Below are 22,343 nucleotides of genomic sequence, written 5' to 3' on the forward strand. Positions count from 1 at the left end.
TGCATCACGTCGCGTACGCCACCCAGCCCTTGAAGCTGAAGCCCGCATAGAACAGCTCCACGTCGTCGAAGCCGGCTTCCTGCAGCAGCGCGACCTCCTGTTCGGGCGGCAGCAGCGGCAGCCGCTCGGCAATGGCTTCGATCGCGCGCTGTGCATCCACGCGCGCAACGCCAGAGGCTTCGGCAAACGCCGCGTAGCGCTGCAGCCAGAGCAGCTTGCCGGCCGGATCCTGCGGCACGCTGTGATGGGCGACCACCAGGGGTGCACCCGTGCGCAGTCGCTTGTGCAGTTCGCGCAGCGTATGCAGGCGTTGCGTGGCGTCGAGGAAGTGCAGGGTCAGCAGGCAGCTGGCGCCGTCGAAGCGCACGTCCGGGGCATCGTCAATGTAGCCTTCCAGCAGCTCAACGCGTGCGTTCAACGGGCCCAGCGTCTGCTCGGCCAGGGCCAGCATCGGTGCGGCCGGGTCCACGCCCAGCAGCTGCCAGCCCGGTTGTGCCTCGGCAAAGGCTTTCAGCTCCAGGCCGCCACCGGCGCCCAGCACCAGCACGCGCCCCTGCACGGGGACCCGTTCGGCCAGCAGCAGGCGACTCATCTGCTGCAGGGCGAGGTAGCCTGGCACCTGGCGCAACGGGCCTTCGGCATAGCGGGCCACGGCCTGCGGATCGGAAAACGACGACATGCGCGCACTCCTGCAACGGGGAACTACCACTGTACCGTGGCACGCAAGTGCCAGTGCCGCAGGGCACCGGCATCGCGCTCAGCGCAAGGCCTGCGCCAACACCTGCCAGATGCGCGGGTCCTGGCATTGCGAGACATTGAAGCGCAGATAGTCGGCCGCGCGCTGCGATTGGCTGAAGGCGTTGCCCGGTGCCAGCACGATGCCCTGGCGCAGGCAGTGCCGCGCCAGGGCCGCGGCGTCGCGGCCATCGGGCAGCTGGCACCACAGGAACAGGCCGGCTTCGGGCTGCAGCCACGGGGTGATGCCCAGCGCGTGCAGTTTCCGCAGCGCATGCCGGCGTGCATCGGCCAGGCGCGAACGTACTGACTGCATGTGGCGACGATAACCACTGTCGGTCAGCGCGATGTGCATCAGCTGCATCGCCAGATGGCCGCCGCCGAAGCTGGTTGCCAGCTTCAGGTCGGTCAGCGCGTCGATCCAGTCGTGGCGCGCCGCGATATAGCCGCAGCGTGAGGCCGCCGACAGCGTCTTGGAAAAACTGCCGACGTGGATCACCCGCGACAGACCATCCAGCGCGGCAAGCCGGGGGGCGGGATGCAGCTCGAAGTCGGCGAAGATGTCGTCCTCGACGATGACCAGTTCGCTGTGCTCGGCCAGGCCCAGCAGGCGGTGAGCGGTGCTGGCGGAAAGCACGGCGCCGGTCGGGTTGTGCAGGCCCGAATTGGTGATGTACAGCCGCGGCGAATGTGCCTGCAGCGCCTGCGCAAACGCATCAAGGTCCGGCCCGGTGTGGGTGTACGGCACGCCTACGGCCTGCACCTGATGTGCCTTCAGCAGCGCGTGGTAGTTGAAGTAGCTGGGGTCATCCACCAGCACGCAGTCGCCGGGCTTGAGCAGGAAGCGGCAGATCAGGTCGACCGCGTGCGTGCCCGATTCGGTCAGCAGGATCTGTTCCATCGGCGCGTCGATGCCCAGTGCGGCAGCGCGCCGCTGCAGCAACTGGCGCAATGCGGGCAGACCGAGCGGGCCGGCGTAGTCGACCAGCTGCGATGCATCGACACGTGCCAGCCGGCGCAGGCCACGACGCATGCCGTCCTGGTACAGCCAGTCGCTGGGCATCCAGCCGCAGCCCGGCTTGAGGTGGCCCGCGGGCGTTTCCAGCGATTGCCTCGATACCCACAGTGGGTCCACCACGCGATCCAGCCGCGGCTCCATCGCGGCCAGCGCCAGCGGTGCGGCCGGGCCACTGACGTAGAAGCCAGAGCCCGCGCGCGCGCTGATCACGCCTTCGGCCGCCAGGCGCTCGTAAGCCTCGACCACGGTGGAGACCGATACGCCCATCGCTGCCGCCTGCGCCCGCACCGACGGCAGCCGGGAACCGGGGCCATCCACGCGCGCGCTGATGCGGGTGCGGACGGTCTGGATGACTGATTCGATGCGGGTGAGCGGACGCGACATGGAGGGACTGTAGTGGAAGTGTGGGCAGTACAGTTACTTGCGACTGTACTGGATTGTAGCTGGGGTGACCCGGCGATGGATGTTCCCATGCAGGTTCCGCCGGGCGATGCCTGGCATGACAGGAATACAGGCGTGGAACGGTCAGCGAGCGGTTGGATCAATGGCTTCATCGGTGTGGTGATCTTCGCCGGCTCGTTGCCGGCCACCCGCCTGGCGGTGCTTGAACTGGACGCCGGGTTCGTCACCGCCGCACGCGCCACCATCGCCGCAGTGCTTGGCCTTGGCCTGTTGCTGCTGTTGCGCCAGCCCTGGCCGCGGCGCAGTGACCTGCCGGGGCTGGTGGTGGTCAGCCTCGGTGTGGTGGTCGGCTTCCCGCTGCTGACCGCGCTGGCGCTGCGCCATGCGTCATCGGCGCACACCATCGTGTTCGTCGGCCTGCTGCCACTGAGTACCGCACTGTTCGGGGTGCTGCGCGGCGGCGAGCGGCCGCGCCCCGCCTTCTGGTTGTTCTCGCTGCTGGGCAGCGCCTGCGTGGTCGGCTACGCGATGCGCAATGGCATCGAGGCCTCGCTGCAGGCCGACCTGCTGATGCTGGCCGCGATCCTTGCCTGCGGGCTCGGCTATGCCGAAGGCGGCCGGCTGGCCCGCCATCTCGGCGGCTGGCAGGTGATCAGCTGGGCACTGCTGCTGGCGTTGCCGGTGATGCTGCCGCTGAGCGTGGTGATGCGCCCGGCCTCGTTCGCCGCGGTGGGCGCGCCTGCGTGGTGGGCACTGGGCTACGTGGCGGTGTTCAGCATGCTGGTCGGCTTCCTGTTCTGGTACCGCGGGCTGGCCCAGGGCGGTATCGCCGCGGTCGGCCAGCTGCAGCTGCTGCAGCCGTTCTTCGGCCTGGCGTTGGCGGCGCTGTTGCTGCACGAATCGGTCAGCGCCGGCATGGTGCTGGTAACGCTGGGCGCGGTGGTCTGCGTGGCCGGCGCGCGCCGCTTCAGCCGCTAGAAAAAGGGGACGGAGGGGATTAAGTCGCTATTGCCCCTTGTGTGCCGGAAGCGACTTAATCCCCTCCGTCCCCTTTTCTGGTGATAGCGCGGGCATATCGTGGGGTGTGGTCAACGGTATTGGCCGGTGCCCCCGCCCGTGGTTGAAGCTGTGCGGATGCAACCTGTTTCGCGAATTTCCTTTGAAGGCCAAGTGGGGCTGGTGACCGGTGCCGCCGGTGGACTGGGCCTGGCCTACAGTCGCCTGCTGGCCGAGCGTGGTGCGCACGTGGTGATGCACGACGTCGGTGCCGGCACCAATGGTCGTGGCACCGATCCGCTGCGCATCCAGCACAGTGCCGACGCGTTGCGGGCGCGTGGGCTATCGGTGCAGGCCGTCAGTGATCCCATCGATCATCGTGCCGGTTGCCACGCGCTGGTGCAGGATCTGCTGCAGCAGCATGGCCACATCGACTTCCTGATCCACAACGCTGGCTGGGTGGAGTACCAGGCGCTGGAAGCGGTCGAAGACGATGCGATGGAGCGGATGCTGTGCCTGGCCGCGAAGACGCCCCTGTGGTTGGCACAGGCAATGTGGCCGGCAATGCGCGCGGCGGGTGGTGGCCGCATCGTCATCACCACCTCCGATCGCGCGCTGTATCCGCAGTACGCACAGCGCGGTCTTTCCGCCTATGCGATGGGCAAGCTGGCCGCGCTCGGCCTGGTCAATGTGCTGGCACTGGAAGGTGCCGGGCACGGCATCGTGGTCAATGCGGTTTCGCCGGTGGCCAAGACGCGGATGTGGGGCATCGACGGCGAGCCGGACGAGCTGCATCCGGAGGCAGTCGCGCACGGCGTGGCCTTTCTGGCATCGACGCGCTGCCAGGACGGCGGGTGGGTACTGCGTGCAAGCAATGGCCAGTTCCATGCATTGCGCCTGCAGGAAGCGGAACACGTTGCATATCCGCGCGATCTGCGCGCGGTCAGCGCCGACAGCATCGAGTCGGTGGCCCTGCAGTGGCCGGCCATCGCCCGCGCCAGTGTGGACGTGCGCAGCTGAGGGCGTACCCTAGCCGGGTTCCCACCGCCTGCATCGAGATGATCGACCTGCGCCTGCTTCGCCAGTTCGTGGCCGTGGCCGAAGAACTGCACTTCCACCGCGCGGCCGCCCGCCTGCACATGTCGCAGCCGCCGCTGACGGCGGCGATACGACGGCTGGAAGACGAGCTCGGAAGTGAACTGATCGTGCGCGGCAACCGTACCCTGGGCCTGACCGTCGCCGGGCAGACCTTGCTGGTGGAAGCGCGCGCGACGCTGCAGCAGGCCGAACAGGCGCTGCAGCGCACCCGTGAAGCCGCCGCAGGGCAGCGTGGCAGCCTGCAGGTGGGCTATGTCGGCAGCGCGTTGTACGGTCGGTTGCCTGGTTTGATCCGCCGTTTCCGCCAGCAGTATCCACAGGTGCGGCTGCATCTGCAGGAGGCGACCTCACGCCAGCAGCAGCTGTGGCTGAGAGAGCAGCGCATCGACGTGGGGGTGTTGATTCCACCGATTCCTGCCGCCGAACTACAGTTGCACGACTTCGACCACGACCATCTGGCGATTGCGCTGCCGCGTGCGCATGCATTGGCCGCATTGCCCGAAGTGAGCGTGGCGATGCTGGCCGATGAACCCTTCGTGTCGTGGCCGGCGGGTGAGGGCATCGGCTTCCACGCACAGGTGCTGGGCCTGTGCACCGCGGCGGGATTCACTCCACGCGTGGTGCAGGAGGCGCAGGGCATGCATGCAGTGCTGTCGCTGGTGGCGGTGGATGCGGGCGTGGCGATCGTGCCGGCCAGCATGAGCAGTTTTCGTCCGGAAGAGATCGTCTACCGGAAGGTGGGCGGTGAAGCCGCGCGCTTTGCCCTGCAGCTGTGCGTGCGCCCGGAGCAACCGTCACCGGTGCTGTGCAATTTCCTGGACGCCGCGAACGCGAGCTGATCCTGCCGGCCGCCTAGGCGTGTTCGCCCTGGAACAGATGCGCCACGGCGTAGTCGATGAATACCCGCAGGCGCGCGCTGGGGTGGCGTCCACCCGGCCATAGCAGCGAGAACTGCCCCTGGTGCGTGGGCAGTGCAGGCAGCACCCGTTGCAGGCGGCCGTCGGCCAGCGCGTCAGCGGCGAGGAAGTCAGGCATCCAGGCCAGGCCCATGCAACCAATCGCAGCGGCCAGCACGGCTTCCATGTTGTTGCAGGTCATCGCCGTCGGCAGGCCCGCTCCGGCATCGCCTTCGACGCCCGGCAGTTGCCACGGATGCAGCTTTCCGGTGGTCGGGTAACGGAAGCGCAGTGCGGCATGCATGCGCAGCTCGCTCACATCACCGGGCGTGCCGTGCGCGTGCAGATAGCCGGGGGCCGCACAGAGGATGAAACGAAACCCGCCCAGCCGCCGCGCGGTCAGGCTGGAATCGGCCAGCGCACCGCTGCGTATCACTGCGTCGAGGCCTTCGCTGACCACATCGACGATGCGGTCATTGAAATCCAGTTCCAGCTGCACCTGCGGATAGCGCTGCTGGAACCCGGGCAGCACCGGCAGCAGGAAGCGATAGCCGATGGTCGGCAGCCCGATGCGCAGCAGCCCACTGGGCGCGTGCTGTCGCTGCGCCAGGTCCGCCTGTGCTTCGGAAAGCTCGTCCAGGGCACGCCGGCAGCGTTGCAGGAGCAGATCGCCCTCATCGGTGAGGTGTACGCGGCGGGTGGTGCGATGGAACAGGCGCGTACCCAGGTCCTGCTCGAGGCGGGCGATGCGCTTGCCCACCGCCGACGCGGACAGGCCGAGGACGCGGGCGGCACCGACGATGCTGCCCGCCTCCGCAGTGCGGACGAAGGCGAGCAGGGCAGAGATGGAATCCATGCCGGCATGATTGCGGAACACCAGGCCGCAATCAACGTCCATCGAGCCAGTTTTTCATCAATAACGGCCTGTCCATCATCAATACCCCTGATGGATGGAGGCCCGCATGGCCCCGGTTTCGATGCTCCCCTTGCCTGTCCGTGCGCAGCAGCGCTGGACGCTGCTTGCCGTCTGCCTGGCCGCGCTGGCGTTGCCGTTGTCCTTCTCGGCCGGCGCGGTCGCGGTGCCGGTGCTGGCCCGTTCCGCGGCGGCCTCACCCACTGCGCTGGCCTGGGTGACCAATGCGTTCATGCTCACCTTCGGCAGCCTGTTGCTCGCCGCCGGCGGCCTGGCCGACCGCTTTGGCCGGCGGCGGCTGTTCCTGCTGGGTACGGCAGGCTTCAGCGCCGCCACCGCCGTCGTCTGCCTGGCACCCACGCTGTTGTGGCTGGACCTGGCGCGCGGGCTGCAGGGCGTTGCCGCTGCAGCAGCGCTGGCGTCCGGCACCGCCGCATTGGCGCAGGCCTGGCAGGGACCGGCGCGCACCCGCGTCTTTGCCCTGCTGGGCACGACATTCGGTGCAGGGTTGGCACTGGGGCCGCTGCTTGCCGGCCTTCTGCTGCAGGCACTGGGGTGGCGCAGCGTGTTCGCGGCGGGTGGCGTGCTGGCGTTGGCGGCCTTCGTGCTGGGCGCGCGCGTGTTGCCTGAAAGCCACGGCGAGCGCGGACACCTGGACCTCGGCGGCATGCTCGGCTTCAGCCTGATGCTGGCGGCGCTGACCCTGGCTCTGCTGTGGCTGGGCGAATTCGGGCTGCATGCCCTGCGCGTGCACTTGGCGCTGCTGGCGACGCTGCTGCTGGGCGGGGTGTTCGTCTGCATCGAACGGGTGCATCGCTCACCCCTGCTGGACCTCTCACTGTTCTCGCAGCCGGCGTTCCTCGGTGTCCAGCTGCTGCCGGTGGCCACCTGCTTCGGCTACGTGGTGCTGCTGGTGGTACTGCCGCTGCAGTTGCTGGGCGTGCATGGGCAAAGCGCGGCCGCGGTCGGATTGCAGATGCTGGCCCTGTCCGTACCGATGCTGGTACTGCCGATGCTGGCCGCGCGCTGGGCCGAGCGCATCGGAAGTGCGCGGTTGTGCACGCTCGGCCTGCTGGTCTGTGCCACCGGCCTGTACCTGCTGTCGCGCCACGCGTCGCACCCGTCGCCCTCGCAGTGGGTGCCGTTGCTGATGCTGATCGGTGCCGGAACCGCGTTGCCGTGGGGCCTGATGGATGGTCTGTCGGTCAGCGTGGTGCCGGTGCAGCGTGCAGGCATGGCCGCCGGCATCTTCGGAACGGTGCGGGTGGCCGGCGAAGGCATTGCGTTGGCCGCAGTGACCGCCTTGCTTGCGCTGCTGATCGGCCAGCGGCTGCAGGGCGCGTCGCCCGCGTCGCTGGCCAGGGCCGGGGCCTATCTGGCCACCGGTGCGCATGCACAGGCGCAGGCGCTGCTTCCGGCGATGCGCGGCGCACACCTGCAGCAGGCCAGTGCCGAAGCGCTGGCGATACTGCTGCGGGTGCTGGCGTTGCTGACCGCCGCCTGTGCCGTGCTGCTGCACGTACTGCTGCGGCGGCCAGCGTTGGCCGTGATCAGAACCGATAGGTGATGGTGCCGGTGACCACCCGCGGGTAGCCGGCGAAGCAGTCACCGAAGGTGCGGCACGGTGCGTAGTAGCGCTTGTCGGTGAGATTGGTGATGTTCAACGCCATCGTCCAGTCGGTCACCTGCACTTCCACCAGGGCATCGGCCAGCGTGTAGCTGGGGGTGATGATGCGCCCGCCATTGCCCAGCGACACGGTATTGCCGACATGGCGCACGCCCAGGCCCAGGCGCAGGCGTGCGCCGTCCTCCAGCGGGAAGCCCTTCGAGACCCAGGCCGAGGCCAGGTCCTGCGGGGTGTCGTTGAGGCGCTGGCCCACTTCCAATGCGAAGTTGCTGCGGCTGACTTCGGCCTCGTTGCGCGCAACGGCGGCGGTGATCGTCAGCTCGTTGGCGAACTGGAACTGGCCCTCCAGCTCGACGCCCTTGGAGCGGATCTGCCCGGTCTGCACCACGTTCAGCACGTTGTCCGGGTCGTTGGTCTGCCGGTTGGTTTCGGTGATGCGGTACGCGGCCATCGTCAGCAGCAGGTTGCGCGCGGGTTGCCACTTGATGCCGGCCTCGGTCTGGCGGCCGCGCATCGGCTTGAAGGCCTGGCCGAACAGGTCCTGGCCGGCAACCGGCAGGAACGATTCGCTGTAGCTCAGGTAGGGCGATACCCCGGCGCCCAGTTCGCCGATCAGGCCGGCGCGATAGGTGGTGGCGTTGTCGGTCTGGCTGGGCTGGCCGTCGGTCTTCGAGCGTGCATGGTCGCGTCGTGCGCCCAGCACCAGTGAAACACGGTCGGCCCAGCGGATCTGATCCTGCAGGTAGAGGCCGAGCTGGGTGGAGGTCTGGTCTGGCTGGCGCTCCCAGCCACGCACTGTCGGTGCCACCGATACCGGGGCGTAGATGTCGATCGGCGTGCCGGTCGCATCCAGGCGCTGCAGCTGCTCCCGGTACTGGCTGTAGTCGACGCCGGCCAGCAGCAGGTGCTGGAAGGCACCCGTGGCGAAGTCGAACTGCAGGGCGTTGTCGGCACTGAAGATCTGCACGTCGGGGCGGGTGCCGTAGGCGGTGCGGTTGACCACGCGACGTCCGGCATCAATGAAGGGATCGGCCGGGTTGCTGTAGCTGTCCACGTACATCTGCTGCAGCGTCGTTTTGCCATCGATGTAGCGCATGGCCGAGCGCAGGCTGAGCACGTCGTTGAAGCGGTGGTCGAACAGCGCGGTGAGGCTGTAGACACGCGAGTCGATGCGGTCGAAGTCAGGGTCACCGATGAACGTGGAGGGATCGAGGCGGCGTCCGGGGGGCGCCAGCAGCGTCGCCGCCAGCGGCAGGAACTGCTGGCTGGAGCCGGTCCTGTCGTGCTGGTAGCTGGCCAGCAGGCTGAAGGTGCTGCGTTCGCCGCGCCAGCTGATCGAAGGCGCAAGGTAGACACGGTCGTCCTTGAGCGTATCGGTCTGCATGTTCGACTCACGCACTAGGCCGACGAAGCGCCCGGCCACCGTGCCGGCCTCGTTCAACGCACCGCCGATGTCGCCCTGAAGCTGCCTGCGGTCGAAGCTGCCAAGCTGCACGCCTACCTCGCCCGCCACATTGCCGAACGTCGGGCGCTTGCTCATCGCATTGATGATGCCGCCGGTGGCGCCTGCGCCGTACAGCACCGACGAAGGACCGCGCAGCACTTCCACACGCTCCAGGCCATAGATTTCCGGCCGCGCCAACGGACTGAACCCGTAACTGCGGCGGAGGCCATCCTGGTACTGCACCGGATCCAGCCCGCGTACCGAGGTGGCATCGTTGCGGGTGTCCAGGCCCCACGCGTCGGCGGTGACGCCGGCGCTGTAGCGCAGCACTTCCTGCAGGTTGTGCGCGCCGCGATCGGTGAACAGCTGCTGGGTGACCACGCTGATCGCCTGTGGCGTCTGGGTCAGGGCGGTGTCGGTCTTGGTCGCGGTGCTGGCACGCTCGGCCACCACGCTGACGCGGTCCAGGGTGCGGGGAGTCGGCGCGTCGTCGGCCAGTGCGGCGTGTGCGACGAGGCTGCCGGGCAGGGCGAGGGCAAGCGAGAGCAGGGTGCGGCGGGCGGGCATGGCGGTCGGTCCACGGAAGATCGCCGCGGATTATCGGGATTGCATCCTGTTGTTGCAAATGATTCTCAATGGCTTGTCATCATCGAGACTTCGCCGCCTCACGCCCCCTATGCCGGCCAGCGCCTAGTCTCGGTTGTCCCCGTCCCCCACGGAGACCCGCCATGTGGCTGCTCGATCATCTCTGGCCTGGCCGCAGGCCCCTTCCTCCCCCGGTCGCTGCCGAGCCGCAGGCAGCGCCTCGCCGCCCTTGGCTGAAACGCCCCGCACGCGCCGGTCGCAGTGGCATGGCGCCCTGGCAGAAAGTGGCGGCACCGTTGCGACGCACGCGGCACTAGGCGCTGCGGTCGGCCGGGTGGTTGACGCCATCGTTGACCGGGATCACGCCCAGCGCGAACGGGTCGATGCCCTCCAGGCAGGCCACGTTGTAGCCGTACTGCTCGGGATTGGAGCGACGCCGGTGGTGGGTGTAGATGCCGCACACACCGCAGAAGTAATGCTCGGCCACATGGGTGTTGAACTGGTACAGCCGCAGGTGGTTCTGCCCGCGCACCACCTGCAGTCCCGCACGGGTCACGCTGGCGGCGATGGCGCCACGGCGCCGGCACATCGAGCAGTCGCAGCGGCGTGGGTCGACGATGCCGTCCGGCAGGTCCAGCAGCAGTTCGACCGTGCCGCAGTGGCAGGTTGCGCGGTGCCGGGGTTGGACCGGAACGCCGGCCACGGATGTAATGCCCATTGTTGCTCCTGTGTGGTGAACCTGGCTTCGGGCGCCGCCGCCGACGGTGCGCCGGCCTGGCTGAACGGGCCGTAGATGCCACGCTGATGCGGCTTGTGGCTAACTATGCGGCTTGAATACCGCCACAGGATCCCAGTGAACACCGCAGGACGTTGGATGACAGGAAGTGCCATGGCGCTGGCGGCGCTGTGGGTGACCGGGCTGCTGGCCTACCAGCTGCCGGGGCCGGGTGCGCTGGCCACGACGGTGGCCGTGCTGTGGCTGCTGGTTGCGCTGTGGGCATCGTGGCGGGTCGCACGCGGCCGAGGCAACCGCCGGCTGGGCCTGACGTTCGGCGCAGCACTGGCGCTGGCCGCGCTGTGGTGGCTGCTGCTGGCGCCGCGCCAGGACCGCGTGTGGGCCGATGACGTGGCCCAGCGCCTGCACGTGGTGTCGTTCGATGGGCGTCATGTGGTGCTGGACAACGTCCGTGATTTCACCTGGCGCAGCGAAACCGACTATGACCCGCGCTGGGTGCGCCGCGAGTACGACCTGGACCAGCTGCGCTCGGCCGATCTGGTGCTGTCGTACTGGATGGGCCCGGCAATCGCCCACACGCTGATCTCGTTCGGCTTCGACGATGGCCGCCACGTGGTGTTCTCGCTGGAGATCCGCAAGGAACGGGGTGAATCGTTCTCGGCGCTGGGCGGCTTCTTCCGCAAGTTCGAGATGACCCTGGTGGCCTCCGAGGAGACCGACATCATCCGCACCCGCACCAATGCGCGGGGCGAGGATGTCTACCTGTACCGCCTGCACGGCATGGACCGCACGCAGCTGAAGGAACTGTTCGCCGCCTACATCGAGCAGGCGCGCGAACTGGATGCGAAGCCGGGCTTCTACAACACGCTGACCAGCAACTGCACCACCATCGTCTTCGACCTGGCCCGCCACATCGCACCGCGGCTGCCGCTGGACTATCGCCTGCTGCTGTCGGGCTACCTGGCCGAGTACGCGCAGGAGGTCGGCGCGCTCACCCCGGGCGTGCCGTACGCCGAACTGCACGACAAGGGCCGCATCACCCAGCGTGCGCTGGACCTGGGTGACGGGGTGCATTTCTCCACCGTAATCCGCCAGGGCGTGCCCGGCACCGAGCAGGATCCGCAGTAATGACCCAACGTCCCCTGGCCCGCTGGCAGCGCCTGCTGCCGGTGTTGTTCGCCGCCATCCTGCTGCTGGGCAGCAGCGGCTGCGCGATGGTTACCGTCAAGCAGGTCACGTCCAGTGATTCGCTGGTCAACAAGCGCGCCGACGTGCTCAACACCGGCAAGCTCAGCCCGGCCGCGCGCGAGACGCTCAGTGCGGCAGGCCTGGACGAATCGCAGTGCGAAAAGGACTTCCTGGTTTGCCGCAGTACGCTGCTGATGACCGATGATCTCAACGTCGAACAGCGGCTGTCGGCGCTGTCCGAACTGTGGGTGAAGGCCGCACTGGCGTTGACGCCGAAGAAGACCGCCGCCGGCGATCCGCCGATGAGCGATGCCGCGCTGGATGCCTGGCTGGAAGCGGCCCGTTACGCCTATGCCTACCTGTTCTACAGCGGCCGTTCGCCGTCTGACCGCGCCTTCGAGGACCGGCAGACGCAGGTGCGCGACTACTACAACTACGCCGCCGAGAAGGCGGCGGTGGTGCTGTTCGTGCGCGCGCGTGCGTCTGCGCTGGCGGGTGAGGACTATACGAAGCCGATCTCGGTCGGCAGCTGGTCGCTGGCCTCCAACTACCAGCAGCTGGGCCTGAAGAGCATTCCCGCGCAGCTGGTGCCGGCCGGAACGGTCAGCTTCGTCGGCCTGCGCAGCACCTATCGCCGCGATGGCTTCGGTGCCGAACTGGTGATGGTGATGGACCCGCCGAAGCTGGTCGCGCCGGTGATCGCGCCGGACGGCCCGAAGGCTGAAACCGCTGCGGATGATGAGGATGACGCGCGCCGTGGCCGCCGCCATCGGCATGACGATTCGGTGCCCGAGTTCAGCGAGATGTCCTCGATCAACGTCACCGCGCTGCTGCGCTTCGAGGGCAGCAGCCTGGACGACGTGATGCGCACGCGCCGGGTCGAGCTGGATGCCTACTCGCCGGAAGCCACCGAGCGCATCACCCTGCACGGCGAGCAGGTGCCGTTGGCCGGCAATTTCACCGCAGCGTACGGCCTGTGGCTGGCGCAGAGCGGCTTCGCCCGGCAGTCGCTGCGCACCCTGTTCGGCATGAGCGAGGGCATCGGTGAGCCGCACATCTACCTGATGCAGCCGTGGGACCCGAACCGTCGCATCATCTTCATGCTGCACGGCCTGGCCAGCAGCCCGGAGGCCTGGGTGAACCTGGCCAACGAGATCATGGGCGACCCCGAGCTGCGCCAGCAGTTCCAGGTGTGGCAGGTCTACTACCCGACCAATGCGCCGATCGCGCTGAACCGCTATGAGATCGCCAATGCGTTCAATGACACGCTGAAGCACTTCGACCCCGATGGCAGCACGCGGGCATCGAAGGACATGGTCTACATCGGGCACAGCATGGGCGGCGTGCTGGCCCGCCTGCTGGTCAGTGATTCCGGCGATGTGCTGTGGAATGACCTGCTGGCCAACTACGACCTGAAGGGCGAGCGCCTGAAGCGCGTGCAGGCCAAGCTGGGGCCGCTGCTGCACTTCAAGGCGCAGCCGAACGTGGAGCGCGCGATTTTCATCGCCGCGCCGCACCAGGGCACCGATATCGCCGGCAACAAGGTCGGGCGCCTGATCGGCCGGCTGGTGCGCCTGCCGCTGACCATTCTCGGCAAGTTCGAGGATGTGTTCATGGCACTGGCACAGGCCGAGCAGCAGGTCGACGGCACCGCCAAGCCGAAGATTCCCAACAGCATCGACAACCTCAAGGCCAGCGATCCATTCGTGAAGGCGGCCGCGCAGCTGCCGATCGAGGCCGGCCTGAAATACCACTCGATCATCGCCCAGCGCAAACCGGAACTGCCGGTGGAGAAGTCCGATGACGGGCTGGTGCCGTACTGGAGCGCACACCTGCCGGGCGCGCTGTCGGAGAAGGTGATCATCTCCGGCCACAGCGTGCAGGAGACCCCGCAGGCGGTGCTGGAAGTGCGGCGCATCCTGCACCGGGATATCGATGACATGGGCGCCGCTACCAGGTAGTGCCGGCCGCTGGCCGGCATCATCACAGCATTCCTGCGTGCGTGGAGGTTGCCGGCCAGCGGCCGGCACTACCCGAATCCCGGTGGCCTACACCCGCCGTGCGATCACCGTCGCCAGCACCGCCAGCCCGCAGGTGATCGCCAGGCACAGGACATAGCCGGTGTGCGGCGCGGTTTCCACGAACAGGGCGAACAGCGCACCGGTCACCGCCAGCGCGGTGGTCACCGACAACGCCTCGCTCAGTTGCAGGGCCGAGGTGTTGGCGCCCTGCTCATGCGGCGCCGACAGCGAAAGCGTCAGCACCGACAGGCTGGCGTAGATCATGCCCATCCCGAAGCCGGTCAGGGCCCAGCCGACCAGCGCCACCGGCAGTGGCACGGGGTTGAACAGCACCGCCAGGGTGGCGACGATGCCGACCGTCATCATCGCCGTGCCCACGCGCAGCAGCTGCTGGCGTGACCAGCCGCGCTGCTGGTGGCCCTGCAGCCATGAGCCGGCGAACCAGCCCAGCGCGCCGAGGCTGAGCACCGCGCCGGCCCAGCTGGGCGAGAGCCCGCGCTCGCGTTGCAGCAGCAGCGGCAGATAGGCCTCGCAGGCGAAGAAGGCCGCAGCGGCGATGCCACGCAGCGCGATCACACTGGGCAGGCCACGGCGCAGCACCAGCGTTCCGGTCGGAAGCAGGCGGTGCACGCAGAGCAGCAGCGCCAGCATCGCCGCGCCGATGCAGAGCAGCGCCGGCAGGCCCTGCTGCTGGCCGCCGAAATACAACAGCAGCGCAGCCAGCGAGGCCCCGCTGGCCCAACGCACCACGTTGCCACGTCCATCGTCGCGGTCGCCGACTGCGGTGGACTGCATGCGCGCCAGTGCCGGGCGCAGCAGCAGGGCGGCAGGAACCGCCAGCAGCGGCACCGCCAGGAACACCCAGCGCCAGCCCAGATGCTGCACGATCAGGCCGCTCAACGCCGGGCCGATCATCGACGGCACCACCCAGCCTGCGGAGAAGGCCGCAAACACCTTCGGCCGCAGGTGCTCGGGGTAGCTGCGGCCGACCATCACATACAGCGAAACCGAGATCGCGCCTGCACCCAGCCCCTGCAGCAGGCGCCCGGCAACCAGCATGCCCATGCGCATCGCGAAACCGGCCAGCAGCAGGCCCAGTACGAAGCAGGCCAGGCCGTACCACAGCGGTCGCGCCGGTCCGTGGCGATCGGCCCAGCGCCCGGCCAGGGTCATGCCGATCACACTGGTGGCCAGGGTGCCGCCAAACGCCAGCGCATACAGGCGCAGGCCATCGAGCGCTTCGGCCACGGTGGGCATCGCGGCAGCCACGGCCAGCGCCTCGAAGGCGTGCAGCGCGACCAGCGCGACCATGCCGATGGTGGTGGCGCGGTAGCGGGCGGACAGGATCGAAGTATCGGCCGGCACAGGGGTATCGGCAGGGGAGAGCATGGTAGTCATACAGATGGGCTGCGGGCCGCGCTTGTCAACCGGCGGCGAAGATAGCAGCATGACACCTCAACTGCAGTTTAGGTCAAGTGATGGCGTCCCAGGAACTGAGCGTTGGTGAAGTCTCCCAGCGCAGTGGCGTAGCGGTTTCCGCGCTGCACTTCTACGAGCGCAAGGGGCTGATCAGCAGCCTGCGCACCTCGGGCAACCAGCGCCGCTACAGCCGTGACGTGCTGCGCCGGCTGGCGGTGATCCGCGTGGCACAGCGCGTGGGCATGCCACTGGAAGCGGTGGGCCGTGCCTTCGAGAGCCTGCCCGAGGGCCGTGCGCCGACCAAGGCCGACTGGGCCAAGCTGTCCGCGCGCTGGCGCACCGAACTGGAAGCGCGCATCCACATGCTGCAGCTGCTGCGCGATGAACTGACCGGCTGCATCGGCTGCGGCTGCCTGTCGCTGAAGCGCTGCCGCCTGGCCAACCCGGAAGACATCCTCGGCGAACGCGGCGACGGCCCGATGCGCTGGGAATGAAGAAAAAGGGGACGGAGGGGATTAAGTCGCTATTGCCCCTTATGTGCGGGAAACGACTTAATCCCCTCCGTCCCCTTTTTCTTTACCAGACGGTGAGGGTCTCGCCGCTCTGGATGCCTTCGACCGCGCGCCGGAAGGCCAGTGCCGCGCGCTGTGCGCTCACCGCTTCGAAGCCGGGGAAGTAGGGGCCGTAGGCCGCCATCGATTCAATCAGTACGTTCGGGCTGACCACGTTGATGCGCAGGCCGCGCGGCAGCAGCTCCAGCGCGGCCGCGCGCACGAAGCCTTCCAGCGCGGCGTTCACCGAGGTGGCGTTGGCACCGTCGCGGATCGGCTGTGCGCTGACGATGCCGCTGGTCAGGGTGATCGAACCACCGGCGTTCAGATGGTGCTGCGCGGCCAGGGCGAGCCGCACCTGGCCCAGCAGCTTGTCCTGCAGGCCGATGTTGAACTGCTCGGGTGTCATCTCCTGCAGCGGGCCGAAGTACAGCTTGCCGGCGGTGGAGATCACCGCATCGACCGCGCCGGTGCGGGCGAACAGTTCGGCGACGCTGGCGTCGTCGGTCAGGTCGACCCGCAGTTCGCCGCTGTGGCGGCCGGCGGCGAGGATCTGGTGCTGCTGGCCGAGCTGGCGGGCGACCGCCTGGCCGAGGGTGCCGCTGGCACCGACGAGGAGGATCTTCATGGCCGTTCCTTGCGAGAGGGGGAATGAGTGAAGTCTGCGCGCTCATGGCATGGTTAGGTAAGTGGCGTATGCTTCGCAGATTCCTAACCTGAGGTTAGTAATGGATACGCTTCGCTGCATGCAGGCCTTCGTCGCCGTGGCCGAGCGCGGCAGCTTTGCCGGCGCCGCTGAACAATTGCAGGTGTCGGCGGTGATGGTCGGCAAGTACATCCAGCAGCTGGAGGCGCACCTGGGCACTGCGCTGCTGCAACGGAACACCCGCCGCCAGCGCCTGACCGAAGCCGGCAGCGCCTACCTGGCCGGGTGCCGGCAGGTGCTGGAACAGGTGCAGCAGGCCGAAGCCGATGTGGCGGGCCTGCAGGTGCAGCCGCGTGGCCTGCTGCGGGTCAGCGCGCCGAGCACCTGGGGCAGCTGCGTGCTGGCGCCACGGCTGGCTGCCCTGCTGCGTGCGCAGCCACAGTTGAACATCGAGCTGGACCTGAGCAACCGCCGCGTGGACCTGATCGAGGATGGATTCGATGTGGCGATCCGGGTCGGGCCGCTACCGTCGCAGGAGGTGGTGGCACGGCCGTTGCCGCCGTATGCAATGAGCCTGTGCGCCGCGCCGTCGTACCTGCGCCGGCGTGGCACGCCACGCACGCCGGCGGATCTGCAAGGGCATGACTGCCTGAGCCACCTGGCCTGGCGTGGCGGCCATGGCTGGCAGCTGGCCAACGGCGAACAGGTGGACTGGGAAGCGCGGTTGACCTGCAACGATGGCGTTGCACTGCGCGAAGCCGCCGTGGCCGGTGCGGGGCTGGTGCTGCAGCCGACGGCACTGCTGGCGGGTGAAATCGCGGCCGGGCGATTGAAGCCGCTGCTGCGCGACTACCTGCCCGAACCGCGGCCGATGCACCTGATCTACCTGCCTGACCGCAGGCCGCGCCCACGGTTGCAGTGTTTCGTCGATTTCGTCATGGCCACAATGGGGCAATGATGACGGTGGGTGCCGACCGTTGGTCGGCACACATCGGGATCAATCATTCGCCGCAGACAATTCCTGCCCGCGCACCTGCGCGGCGCGCAGCGCCTTGTCCACCAGCGCCTCGAACCCCCCAGCCTGGAAGCTCTCGATCGCCGCCTGGGTGGTGCCGTTCGGCGATGTCACGCGGCGGCGCAGTTCGGCCGGGCTTTCGCCGGCTTCATCCAGCATGCGCGATGCCCCCAGCAGGGTCTGTACCACCAGCGCACGCGCGGCATCGGCCGGCAGGCCTTGCGCGATGCCGGCCGCCTCCATCGCTTCGGCCAGCAGGAACACATAGGCCGGCCCGCTGCCTGAAACGGCGGTGACCGAATCCATCAGCGTTTCGCTGTCGATCCACACCGTGCGCCCGGCACTGGCCAGTACCTGTTCCGCGCGCGCGTGCTGCTGCGCATCCACCGACGGCGTCGCGTACAGGCCGGTCACGCCGGCACCGAGCAGGGCCGGCGTGTTGGGCATCGCACGCACGACTGCCAGATCGCCGCCCAGCCAGCGCTCCAGCTGCGCGCTGGTGATGCCTGCAGCGATCGACACCACCAGCGGGCGCTGTGCCTGTGCCAGTGCCTGCAGCGACTGGCAGACATCGCGCAGCACCTGCGGCTTCACCGCCAGCAGCCAGGTGCGGCCCTGCGCGGCGGCATCGGCGGCGTTGTCATGCACCTGCACGCCGAAGTCGGCGGCCAGCGCCTGGCGCAGTGCGGCCACCGGTTCGGCCACGTGGATGTGCGCGGCGGGCACGCCCTGGCGGATCAGGCCGGCAATCAGGCTGCGGGCCATGTTGCCGCCGCCGATGAAGGTGATGGAATCAGCTGCCATGGAAGTCTCCTTGGAAAGTCAGGCCGGGCGCGGACGCGCGCCGAACAGGGCGGTACCGATGCGCACCAGGGTGGCGCCCTCGGCGATGGCGTCGGCGTAATCGCCGCTCATGCCCATCGACAGGGTGTCGACCTGCGCGTGCTGGGCCGCCAGCGACTGGAAAAGTGTGCGCATACGCACGAATGCATCCCGACGGCGCTCCGCTTCGGGCCACGGTGCGGGAATCGCCATCAGGCCGCGCAGGCGCAGCCCGGGTTCGGCGGCAATCGCGGTGGCCAGCGCATCGACCTCTTCCGGCGCACAGCCGTGCTTGCTGGATTCGTCGTCGATGTTGACCTGGATCAGCACGTTCAGCGGCCCGCGCGCTGCAGGCCGATGGCGTGCCAGCGCGGTCACCAGCTTGCGCCGGTCCACGCTCTGCACCCAGTCGAAGTGGCTGGCCACGGCATCGGCCTTGTTCGACTGCAGGTGGCCGATCAGGTGCCATTCCAGTGCCAGGTGCTGCAGTGCCTGCATCTTGGCCAGCGCTTCCTGCACGTAGTTCTCGCCGAAGGCATGCTGGCCCTGCGCGGCCAGCGCAGCCACGGCCTCGGCCGGCTGGGTCTTGGACACCGCCAGCAGGCGTGGGTCGGGCCTGCCAGCGGCCTCGGCGGCCGCATGCAGGTTGCTCAGGATCTGGGGCAGGGGAGTGGCCACGTAACGCGTTCCGTTGAATCAGGAGGCTATACTGCCGCCCGGGGAAAGATCCTTCCAGTCGAAGCCGTTATTGGGGAGTAGCCGCTCATGGATATCGCCGAGCTGTTGGCGTTTTCCGTAAAGAACAAAGCGTCCGACCTGCATTTGTCCGCAGGCCTGCCGCCGATGATCCGCGTGGACGGCGACGTGCGCCGGATCAACATTCCAGCCCTGGACCACAAGCAGGTCCACGCGCTGGTGTACGACATCATGTCCGACAAGCAGCGCCGCGATTACGAGGAATTCCTCGAAGTGGACTTCTCCTTCGAGATTCCGTCGCTGGCGCGCTTCCGTGTGAATGCGTTCAACCAGAACCGCGGCGCCGGTGCGGTGTTCCGTACCATTCCGTCCGAAGTGCTGACCCTGGAAGACCTGGCCTGCCCGCCGCTGTTCCGCGAGGTGATCCAGCAGCCGCAGGGCCTGATCCTGGTGACCGGCCCGACCGGTTCGGGCAAGTCGACCACGCTGGCGGCGATGATCGACTACATCAACAAGAACGAATACGGCCACATCCTCACCGTCGAGGATCCGATCGAATTCGTGCACACCTCGCAGAAGTGCCTGATCAACCAGCGCGAAGTACACCGCGATACGCATGGCTTCAACGAAGCACTGCGCTCGGCGCTGCGTGAGGACCCGGACATCATCCTGGTGGGCGAACTGCGCGACCTGGAAACCATCCGCCTGGCGCTGACCGCGGCGGAAACCGGCCACCTGGTGTTCGGCACCCTGCATACCAGTTCGGCGGCCAAGACCATCGACCGCATCATCGACGTGTTCCCGGCCGGCGAAAAGCCGATGGTGCGCTCGATGCTGTCCGAGTCGCTGCGTGCGGTGATCTCGCAGGCACTGCTGAAGAAGGTGGGCGGCGGTCGTACCGCAGCCTGGGAAATCATGGTCGGCACCCCGGCCATCCGCAACCTGATCCGCGAGGACAAGGTCGCGCAGATGTACTCGGCCATCCAGACCGGCCAGCAGTACGGCATGATGACCCTGGACCAGCACCTGCAGGACCTGGTCAAGCGCAGCCTGATCACCCGCAACCAGGCCCGCGACTACGCCAAGGACAAGCGCCTGTTCGAGTAAGGCGGGGCAGCAACGGGGCGGCGTGCGCCACTGCGCCGCCGTTCCGTGCCGTTTCCTCCACCGACCGTTTCCTGGTACATGCCCCATTGGGAGCCCGCCGTGAACACCACCGCGACCACCATCGATTTCACTTCGTTCCTCAAGCTGATGGCGCACCAGCGCGCCTCGGACCTATTCATCACCGCCGGCATGCCGCCGGCGATGAAGGTCAACGGCAAGATCTCGCCGATCACCCAGACCCCGCTCACGCCGCAGCAGAGCCGCGACCTGGTGCTCAACGTGATGACCCCGGCGCAGCGCGAGGAATTCGAGAAGACCCACGAGTGCAACTTCGCCATCGGCCTGTCCGGTGTCGGTCGCTTCCGTGTCAGCTGCTTCTACCAGCGCAACCAGGTCGGCATGGTGCTGCGCCGCATCGAGACGCGCATTCCGACCGTGGAAGAGCTGAGCCTGCCGCCGATCATCAAGACGCTGGCGATGACCAAGCGCGGCATCATCCTGTTCGTCGGTGCCACCGGTACCGGTAAATCGACCTCGCTGGCAGCGATGATCGGTTACCGCAACCAGAACTCGACCGGCCACATCATCACCATCGAAGACCCGATCGAGTTCGTGCACAAGCACGAGGGCTGCATCATCACCCAGCGCGAGGTCGGCATCGATACCGACAGCTGGGAAGCGGCGCTGAAGAACACCCTGCGCCAGGCGCCGGACGTGATCATGATCGGCGAGGTGCGTACCCGCGAAGGCATGGACCACGCCATCGCGTTTGCCGAAACCGGCCACCTGGTGCTGTGCACCCTGCATGCCAACAACGCCAACCAGGCGATGGACCGCATCGTCAACTTCTTCCCGGAAGACCGCCGCAACCAGTTGCTGATGGACCTGTCGCTGAACCTCAAGGGCGTGGTCGCGCAGCAGCTGATTCCTTCGCCCGATGGCCGCTCGCGCAAGGTGGCGATGGAGATCCTGCTGGGCACGCCGCTGGTGCAGGACTACATCCGCGACGGCGAGATCCACAAGCTGAAGGAAGTGATGAAGGATTCGGTCCAGCTGGGCATGAAGACCTTCGACCAGAGCCTGTTCGAGCTGTACCAGGCCGGCGAGATCAGCTACGAGGACGCACTGCGCTACGCCGATTCGCAGAACGAAGTGCGCCTGCGCATCAAGCTCAGCCAGGGCGGCGACGCGCGCACCCTGTCGCAGGGGCTGGATGGCGTGGAGATCTCCGAGATCCGGTGACCCAACGATCTGTAGAGTCGAGCTTGCTCGACTACAGGAACAGTCGAGCAAGCTCGACTCTACGAGCGCAGTCGAGCAAGCTCGACTCTACCGGGCGCGCTGGCGATTGATGAATTCCAGTCATGACCGACTGCCATCCCGTCGGTTCAATCCTGCGCCCGTGCAGGCGTATCGTCAGCGCTCCCCCTATGGAGCACGACGATGCAGACACGTGAACTCGGCCGCAGCGGCCTGAAGGTTTCCGCCCTGGGCCTGGGTTGCATGGGCCTGAGCCATGGCTATGGCCAGCCGGTCGAGCGCAGCCAGGGCATCGCCCTGCTGCACGCCGCCGTTGAACGTGGCGTGACCTTCTTCGACACCGCCGAGGTGTACGGCCCGTACACCAATGAAGATCTGCTCGGGGAGGCGTTGGCGCCGTACCGCGACAGGCTGGTGATCGCCACCAAGTTCGGCTTCAAGGATGCGCGTGTCGATACCGGCCTGGACAGCCGCCCGGAGAACATCCGTGCGGTGGCCGAGGCCAGCCTCAAGCGCCTGCGTACCGACCATATCGATCTGTTCTACCAGCACCGCGTCGATCCGAACGTGCCGATCGAGGATGTGGCGGGCACCGTGCGTGACCTGATCGCCGAAGGCAAGGTCGGCCACTTCGGCCTGTCCGAGGCCAGTGCCGCCACCGTGCGCCGCGCGCATGCGGTGCAGCCGGTCACTGCCGTGCAGAGCGAGTACTCGCTGTGGTGGCGTGAACCGGAGCGCGAACTGCTGCCTACCCTGCAGGAACTGGGCATTGGCTTCGTGCCATTCAGCCCGCTGGGCCGTGGCTTCCTGACCGGCGCGATCAACGCCGAGACCACTTTCGATGCCAACGACTTCCGCAACACCGTGCCGCGTTTCGAGGTGGAAGCACGCCGGGCCAACCAGGCGCTGGTCGATCGCATCAGCACGATTGCCGCGGCACGGGGCGCCACACCGGCGCAGGTGGCGCTGGCCTGGCTGCTGGCGCAGGCGCCGTGGATCGTGCCGATTCCGGGCACCACCAAGGTTCACCGCCTGGACGAGAACCTGGGGGCGGCCGCACTGCAGCTGGCGCCGGAGGAGCTGCAGCGCATCGCACAGGCGCTGGACGAAGTGTTGATCGTCGGCGAGCGCTACAACGCGCAGCGCGCCGCCCAGGCCAAGGGCTGAT

At 67.7% G+C, this 22,343-nt stretch carries 20 protein-coding genes; 11 read left to right on the forward strand and 9 right to left on the reverse strand.

Annotated features, from left to right (window positions below):
* Positions 1–4: 4 nt before the first annotated feature.
* Together K5L94_RS04865 and K5L94_RS04870 are read right to left on the reverse strand one after the other, a co-directional pair.
* Positions 5–679 carry a class I SAM-dependent methyltransferase gene (locus tag K5L94_RS04865; RefSeq protein WP_180879664.1) on the reverse strand — a complete coding sequence of 225 codons (675 nt, stop codon included), beginning with the start codon at positions 677–679 and terminating at the stop codon, positions 5–7.
* 78 nt (positions 680–757) lie between these two features.
* Positions 758–2,137: an aminotransferase-like domain-containing protein gene (locus tag K5L94_RS04870; protein ID WP_180879662.1), complete on the reverse strand. Its 1,380-nt coding sequence runs from the start codon at positions 2,135–2,137 to the stop codon at positions 758–760.
* A gap of 132 nt (positions 2,138–2,269) precedes the next feature.
* On the opposite strand from K5L94_RS04870, the gene K5L94_RS04875 reads away from it, so the two are divergent.
* The 3 genes from K5L94_RS04875 (at position 2,270) to K5L94_RS04885 (ending at position 5,088) form a co-directional block, all read left to right on the forward strand.
* Positions 2,270–3,133: a DMT family transporter gene (locus tag K5L94_RS04875; RefSeq protein ID WP_053451252.1), complete on the forward strand. Its 864-nt coding sequence runs from the start codon at positions 2,270–2,272 to the stop codon at positions 3,131–3,133.
* 192 nt (positions 3,134–3,325) lie between these two features.
* On the forward strand, positions 3,326–4,171 hold the full coding sequence (locus K5L94_RS04880) for an SDR family NAD(P)-dependent oxidoreductase (protein ID WP_274512067.1): 846 nt from the start codon (positions 3,326–3,328) through the stop codon (positions 4,169–4,171).
* A 38-nt stretch (positions 4,172–4,209) separates the two neighbouring features.
* Positions 4,210–5,088, forward strand: coding sequence for a LysR family transcriptional regulator (locus tag K5L94_RS04885; RefSeq protein WP_271260607.1), 879 nt, complete (start codon positions 4,210–4,212; stop codon positions 5,086–5,088).
* A 13-nt stretch (positions 5,089–5,101) separates the two neighbouring features.
* Here the strand turns inward: K5L94_RS04885 and K5L94_RS04890 are convergent, their stop codons facing one another.
* Positions 5,102–6,001: a LysR family transcriptional regulator gene (locus K5L94_RS04890; protein WP_053451253.1), complete on the reverse strand. Its 900-nt coding sequence runs from the start codon at positions 5,999–6,001 to the stop codon at positions 5,102–5,104.
* Positions 6,002–6,107: 106 nt separating this feature from the next.
* Here K5L94_RS04890 and K5L94_RS04895 point away from each other — a divergent pair, with 106 nt between their 5' ends.
* Positions 6,108–7,625, forward strand: coding sequence for an MFS transporter (locus K5L94_RS04895; RefSeq protein WP_274512068.1), 1,518 nt, complete (start codon positions 6,108–6,110; stop codon positions 7,623–7,625).
* Here K5L94_RS04895 and K5L94_RS04900 read toward each other — a convergent pair.
* Both K5L94_RS04900 and K5L94_RS04905 read right to left on the reverse strand, forming a co-directional pair.
* Entirely contained in the window at positions 7,609–9,696 is a 2,088-nt protein-coding gene (locus K5L94_RS04900; protein WP_274512069.1) for a TonB-dependent siderophore receptor, read from the reverse strand. The two genes, K5L94_RS04895 and K5L94_RS04900, sit on opposite strands and share 17 nt — an antisense overlap.
* A 331-nt stretch (positions 9,697–10,027) precedes the next feature.
* Positions 10,028–10,432, reverse strand: a complete 405-nt coding sequence (locus K5L94_RS04905; protein WP_053448989.1) for a GFA family protein — start codon at positions 10,430–10,432, stop codon at positions 10,028–10,030.
* A 171-nt stretch (positions 10,433–10,603) separates the two neighbouring features.
* On the opposite strand from K5L94_RS04905, the gene K5L94_RS04910 reads away from it, so the two are divergent.
* Together K5L94_RS04910 and K5L94_RS04915 are read left to right on the forward strand one after the other, a co-directional pair.
* Positions 10,604–11,578 carry an Lnb N-terminal periplasmic domain-containing protein gene (locus K5L94_RS04910; RefSeq protein ID WP_080374872.1) on the forward strand — a complete coding sequence of 325 codons (975 nt, stop codon included), beginning with the start codon at positions 10,604–10,606 and terminating at the stop codon, positions 11,576–11,578.
* On the forward strand, positions 11,578–13,599 hold the full coding sequence (locus K5L94_RS04915) for an esterase/lipase family protein (protein ID WP_274512070.1): 2,022 nt from the start codon (positions 11,578–11,580) through the stop codon (positions 13,597–13,599). The genes K5L94_RS04910 and K5L94_RS04915 overlap by 1 nt, the downstream gene beginning before the upstream one ends.
* Before the next feature lie 87 nt (positions 13,600–13,686).
* Here K5L94_RS04915 and K5L94_RS04920 read toward each other — a convergent pair whose 3' ends face one another.
* Positions 13,687–15,108: an MFS transporter gene (locus tag K5L94_RS04920; protein WP_274512071.1), complete on the reverse strand. Its 1,422-nt coding sequence runs from the start codon at positions 15,106–15,108 to the stop codon at positions 13,687–13,689.
* A gap of 29 nt (positions 15,109–15,137) precedes the next feature.
* Between K5L94_RS04920 and soxR the strand changes: the two genes are divergently transcribed.
* Positions 15,138–15,572, forward strand: a complete 435-nt coding sequence (gene soxR / locus K5L94_RS04925; RefSeq protein WP_008267329.1) for a redox-sensitive transcriptional activator SoxR — start codon at positions 15,138–15,140, stop codon at positions 15,570–15,572.
* Positions 15,573–15,654: 82 nt separating this feature from the next.
* Here the strand turns inward: soxR and K5L94_RS04930 are convergent, their stop codons facing one another.
* Entirely contained in the window at positions 15,655–16,257 is a 603-nt protein-coding gene (locus K5L94_RS04930; protein ID WP_274512072.1) for a short chain dehydrogenase, read from the reverse strand.
* 100 nt (positions 16,258–16,357) lie between these two features.
* Between K5L94_RS04930 and K5L94_RS04935 the strand changes: the two genes are divergently transcribed.
* Positions 16,358–17,233, forward strand: coding sequence for a LysR family transcriptional regulator (locus K5L94_RS04935; protein WP_053508572.1), 876 nt, complete (start codon positions 16,358–16,360; stop codon positions 17,231–17,233).
* 39 nt (positions 17,234–17,272) lie between these two features.
* Here the strand turns inward: K5L94_RS04935 and proC are convergent, their stop codons facing one another.
* Both proC and K5L94_RS04945 read right to left on the reverse strand, forming a co-directional pair.
* Positions 17,273–18,094: a pyrroline-5-carboxylate reductase gene (proC, locus tag K5L94_RS04940; protein WP_274512073.1), complete on the reverse strand. Its 822-nt coding sequence runs from the start codon at positions 18,092–18,094 to the stop codon at positions 17,273–17,275.
* An 18-nt stretch (positions 18,095–18,112) separates the two neighbouring features.
* Entirely contained in the window at positions 18,113–18,790 is a 678-nt protein-coding gene (locus K5L94_RS04945) for a YggS family pyridoxal phosphate-dependent enzyme (RefSeq protein WP_274512074.1), read from the reverse strand.
* 87 nt (positions 18,791–18,877) lie between these two features.
* On the opposite strand from K5L94_RS04945, the gene K5L94_RS04950 reads away from it, so the two are divergent.
* From K5L94_RS04950 to K5L94_RS04960, 3 genes are all read left to right on the forward strand, one after another.
* Positions 18,878–19,915, forward strand: coding sequence for a type IV pilus twitching motility protein PilT (locus K5L94_RS04950; protein ID WP_006422551.1), 1,038 nt, complete (start codon positions 18,878–18,880; stop codon positions 19,913–19,915).
* A 78-nt stretch (positions 19,916–19,993) separates the two neighbouring features.
* Complete coding sequence (locus K5L94_RS04955) at positions 19,994–21,157, forward strand: PilT/PilU family type 4a pilus ATPase (protein WP_049434422.1); 1,164 nt, start codon at positions 19,994–19,996, stop codon at positions 21,155–21,157.
* Positions 21,158–21,358: 201 nt separating this feature from the next.
* Positions 21,359–22,342, forward strand: a complete 984-nt coding sequence (locus K5L94_RS04960; RefSeq protein WP_274512075.1) for an aldo/keto reductase — start codon at positions 21,359–21,361, stop codon at positions 22,340–22,342.
* Position 22,343: the final 1 nt, after the last annotated feature.

Origin of the sequence: Stenotrophomonas forensis, assembly GCF_028752115.1 — a bacterium.
Taxonomy (GTDB): domain Bacteria; phylum Pseudomonadota; class Gammaproteobacteria; order Xanthomonadales; family Xanthomonadaceae; genus Stenotrophomonas; species Stenotrophomonas forensis.

Coding starts and splice junctions, on each gene's coding strand:
- K5L94_RS04865 (WP_180879664.1), bottom strand. CDS start 679: ATGTCGTCGTTTTCCGATCCGCAGGCCGTGGCCCGCTATGCCGAAGGC.
- K5L94_RS04870 (WP_180879662.1), bottom strand. CDS start 2,137: ATGTCGCGTCCGCTCACCCGCATCGAATCAGTCATCCAGACCGTCCGC.
- K5L94_RS04885 (WP_271260607.1), top strand. CDS start 4,210: ATGATCGACCTGCGCCTGCTTCGCCAGTTCGTGGCCGTGGCCGAAGAA.
- K5L94_RS04890 (WP_053451253.1), bottom strand. CDS start 6,001: ATGGATTCCATCTCTGCCCTGCTCGCCTTCGTCCGCACTGCGGAGGCG.
- K5L94_RS04895 (WP_274512068.1), top strand. CDS start 6,108: ATGGCCCCGGTTTCGATGCTCCCCTTGCCTGTCCGTGCGCAGCAGCGC.
- K5L94_RS04900 (WP_274512069.1), bottom strand. CDS start 9,696: ATGCCCGCCCGCCGCACCCTGCTCTCGCTTGCCCTCGCCCTGCCCGGC.
- K5L94_RS04905 (WP_053448989.1), bottom strand. CDS start 10,432: ATGGGCATTACATCCGTGGCCGGCGTTCCGGTCCAACCCCGGCACCGC.
- K5L94_RS04910 (WP_080374872.1), top strand. CDS start 10,604: ATGGCGCTGGCGGCGCTGTGGGTGACCGGGCTGCTGGCCTACCAGCTG.
- K5L94_RS04915 (WP_274512070.1), top strand. CDS start 11,578: ATGACCCAACGTCCCCTGGCCCGCTGGCAGCGCCTGCTGCCGGTGTTG.
- K5L94_RS04920 (WP_274512071.1), bottom strand. CDS start 15,108: ATGCTGCTATCTTCGCCGCCGGTTGACAAGCGCGGCCCGCAGCCCATC.
- soxR (WP_008267329.1), top strand. CDS start 15,138: ATGGCGTCCCAGGAACTGAGCGTTGGTGAAGTCTCCCAGCGCAGTGGC.
- K5L94_RS04930 (WP_274512072.1), bottom strand. CDS start 16,257: ATGAAGATCCTCCTCGTCGGTGCCAGCGGCACCCTCGGCCAGGCGGTC.
- K5L94_RS04935 (WP_053508572.1), top strand. CDS start 16,358: ATGGATACGCTTCGCTGCATGCAGGCCTTCGTCGCCGTGGCCGAGCGC.
- proC (WP_274512073.1), bottom strand. CDS start 18,094: ATGGCAGCTGATTCCATCACCTTCATCGGCGGCGGCAACATGGCCCGC.
- K5L94_RS04950 (WP_006422551.1), top strand. CDS start 18,878: ATGGATATCGCCGAGCTGTTGGCGTTTTCCGTAAAGAACAAAGCGTCC.
- K5L94_RS04955 (WP_049434422.1), top strand. CDS start 19,994: ATGCCCCATTGGGAGCCCGCCGTGAACACCACCGCGACCACCATCGAT.
- K5L94_RS04960 (WP_274512075.1), top strand. CDS start 21,359: ATGCAGACACGTGAACTCGGCCGCAGCGGCCTGAAGGTTTCCGCCCTG.